This is a genomic window from Candidatus Avelusimicrobium faecicola (assembly GCA_900540405.1).
Classification (GTDB): domain Bacteria; phylum Elusimicrobiota; class Elusimicrobia; order Elusimicrobiales; family Elusimicrobiaceae; genus Avelusimicrobium; species Avelusimicrobium faecicola.
Genome location: UQFW01000085.1, coordinates 1 through 2,810 on the forward strand (window position 1 = coordinate 1; position 2,810 = coordinate 2,810).

Annotated in this window: 4 protein-coding genes and 1 tRNA gene; 2 read left to right on the plus strand and 3 right to left on the minus strand. The window is 52.8% G+C overall.

Annotation, left to right across the window (positions count from 1 at the left end; all coding sequences use genetic code 11):
* From ACQY18_RS06540 to ACQY18_RS06550, 3 genes are all read right to left on the minus strand, one after another.
* Positions 1-671: thiamine pyrophosphate-dependent enzyme (locus ACQY18_RS06540; RefSeq protein WP_428039291.1), on the minus strand; the 671-nt coding region annotated here is incomplete at its 3' end.
* Positions 672-675: 4 nt separating this feature from the next.
* The gene (gene vorB / locus ACQY18_RS06545) at positions 676-1,839 is read right to left on the minus strand and encodes a 3-methyl-2-oxobutanoate dehydrogenase subunit VorB (protein ID WP_428039292.1); all 1,164 of its coding nucleotides are present in this window, start codon (positions 1,837-1,839) and stop codon (positions 676-678) included.
* Between the two features lie 26 nt (positions 1,840-1,865).
* Positions 1,866-2,069, minus strand: coding sequence for a 4Fe-4S binding protein (locus ACQY18_RS06550; protein ID WP_176777860.1), 204 nt, complete (start codon positions 2,067-2,069; stop codon positions 1,866-1,868).
* 79 nt (positions 2,070-2,148) lie between these two features.
* Between ACQY18_RS06550 and ACQY18_RS06555 the strand changes: the two genes are divergently transcribed.
* Positions 2,149-2,643: a GAF domain-containing protein gene (locus ACQY18_RS06555; protein WP_428039293.1), complete on the plus strand. Its 495-nt coding sequence runs from the start codon at positions 2,149-2,151 to the stop codon at positions 2,641-2,643.
* 68 nt (positions 2,644-2,711) lie between these two features.
* Positions 2,712-2,783 (plus strand) — tRNA-Phe (locus ACQY18_RS06560).
* Positions 2,784-2,810 lie beyond the last annotated feature (27 nt).

Here is a 2,810-nt window from a genome sequence, read left to right on the forward strand (position 1 = left end):
GCCTGCGGCACGCTGGCGTGCCAGTTGGTCGGGCATTGGGAAAGCACTTCCACCATAGAAAAGCCCACGCCGTTTACTTGGTTTTCAAACGCTTTTTTAATGGCCTGTTTGGCTTTAATTACGTTTTGCGGGCAATCCACCGCCACGCGCGCCAAATACTTGGAGCCGGTAATCTGGGCGAGCATTTCGCACATATTAATCGGCCAGCCTTGCAGTTTGGGGTCGCGCCCTTTGGGGGCGGTGGTAGCCACCTGGCCCACCAGGGTTGTGGGAGCCATTTGGCCGCCGGTCATACCGTAAATAGCGTTATTGATAAAGATAACGGTAATTTTTTCGCTCCGTACGGCGGCGTGAACAATCTCCGCCATACCGATAGACGCCAAATCGCCGTCGCCCTGATAGGAAAACACAATGGCTTGCGGTTTGGAGCGTTTAATACCGGTGGCAATAGCCGGGCCGCGGCCGTGCGCGCCCTGCACCATATCACAGGCAAAATAACTGTCCGCAAATACGGCGCACCCCACCGGGGCCACGCCGATTACGCGGTCCGCTATTTTCAATTCGTCAAAAGTTTCCGCCATTAAGCGGTGTACAATCCCATGCCCGCAACCGGGGCAATAGTGCATGGGTACATCTAATAAAGAATCCGGCTTTGTTGCAAGAATCGTCATAAAATTACTTGCCTCCTTTGCGGTCGCCCTGAACACCCAAGGCTAAATCCCGCTGGCAATGATAGGTAAATCCTTCCGCGTGGCGTTGCAAATCAAACAACCCTTCCGTTTGACCGTTGAGCGCACTGCGCACCGCCGTTAAAATGGTAGCGCCGGACGGTTGCCCGCCCGCCGGATAAGCATTCAAATAAACCGGTTTGGCACCGTTTAAGGAAAGTTTTACATCCTGCACCAACTGCCCGAGGCTCTGTTCCACACACAGCACGGCCTTGGCGTGTTGGGCGGCGTTTTTCAACGCTTCAGACGGGAACGGCCACAGCGTAATCGGGCGGAAAAGGCCCACTTTCAGCCCTTCTTCGCGCCCTTTTACCACGGCTTCCAAACACGCGCGGGAAGACAAGCCGTACGCCACCAAAAGCACGTCGCAATCTTCGGTTTGGCGGGCTTCAAAGCGGGGCTCGTTCTTTTCAATCAGACCATAGCGTTTGGCGCGTTCCACCACGTCCGCAATCAGGCCGTCGCCTTTGTAGGAAAACACATTATTTTTGTGGTGGCCGTTTTTATAAATATCCACGGCCCAATCAAATTTGCCCAGTTTATTGGGGTCCACCGGCTCAAAATTAAAAGACATGGTTTCCATCATCTGCCCTAAAATGCCGTCGGCCAAAATCATAGCCGGCATACGGTATTTTTCGGCCAAATCAAAAGCCAATTTGGGGAAGTTGCCCAACTCCTCTACGGAGTTCGGCGCCAACACGAGGATATGGTAATCCCCGTTTCCGCCGCCGCGGGTGGCTTGGAAATAATCCCCCTGCGCGCCGCCGATACTGCCCAGGCCCGGCCCGCCGCGCATGACGTTTACAATCAGGCACGGCAAATCCGCGCTGGCCAAATAGGTGATGCCTTCCTGTTTTAAGCTAATCCCCGGCGAGGAAGAAGACGTCATACTGCGCGTGCCGGTAGCCGCGGCGCCGTACACCATATTGATAGCGGCCACTTCGCTTTCTGCCTGCACAAACGCGCCGCCGGCATCTGCCATATTGGCGGACATAAATTCCGGCACTTCGTTTTGGGGAGTGATAGGATACCCGGCAAAAAAGCGGCACCCGGCGCGGATAGCGCCTTCGGCTAACGCTTCATTACCTTTTCTTAAAGTTTTTTCGCTCATAAAATCCTCTTAATTATGGTAAAACGTTATTTCATTACAGTAATGGCTACGTCCGGGCAGACCAAATAGCACATTTTACAGCCAATGCAATCTTCGGGGCGGATTTGCTCCGCGGGGAAATACCCTTTCTTGCTGATGGTTTTAGACGGCCCCAAACATTTTTTAGGGCAGGCGTTCACGCACATATAGCAAGCCTTGCACTTGTTGGCATCTACTACAATTTTTGGCATACAATCTCCTATGGGCCCAGGGCCGGCCCCGCTTTAACCCTGATACTTACAGTATATTTCTTTTGATAGCTTTTGCGCAATGAGTATACGCATTTTTTTGTACAATAAAAATATGGAAAACACCCCCCATTACCGCACTTTATTACCGGCCGCACGCGCCTTGTTAAAAGGCGAAACGGACCCGATTGCCAACGCGGCCAATTTGGCGGCGCTGTTATTTAACACACTGCCGGGGCTAAACTGGGCCGGGTTTTACCGTTGGAAAGACGGGCAACTGGTGCTGGGGCCTTTCCAGGGCAAGCCGGCCTGCGTGCGTATCCTGCCGGGGAAAGGCGTTTGCGGCACCGCCGCCCAAACGCGCCAAACGGTACTGGTGCCGGACGTACATGCGTTTGAGGGGCATATTGCGTGTGATGCCGCTTCGCGCAGTGAAATTGTGGTGCCGGTCATCCAAAACGGCACCTTATGGGGCGTACTGGATATGGACTCCCCGCTTTTAGCGCGTTTTAACGAAACGGACCGGAAATATTTGGAAGAACTGGTGCAAATTTTTGTTTCCGCCTGCCGTTTTTAACGGCGGTTGTATAGGGGAAAAATAAAATTTGCCCGAACGTCATAAATTTTGTATTATATATAGGTAATGCCGAGGTAGCTCAGTGGTAGAGCACTGGTCTGAAAAACCAGGTGTCGACAGTTCGATCCTGTCCCTCGGCATTTTTCCTTTTGTTAAAAGACCCCGCC

Bases quoted from the DNA above. Each gene is read 5' to 3' on its own strand.
- vorB (WP_428039292.1), bottom strand. From the start codon at position 1,839: ATGAGCGAAAAAACTTTAAGAAAAGGTAATGAAGCGTTAGCCGAAGGC.
- ACQY18_RS06550 (WP_176777860.1), bottom strand. From the start codon at position 2,069: ATGCCAAAAATTGTAGTAGATGCCAACAAGTGCAAGGCTTGCTATATG.
- ACQY18_RS06555 (WP_428039293.1), top strand. From the start codon at position 2,149: ATGAGTATACGCATTTTTTTGTACAATAAAAATATGGAAAACACCCCC.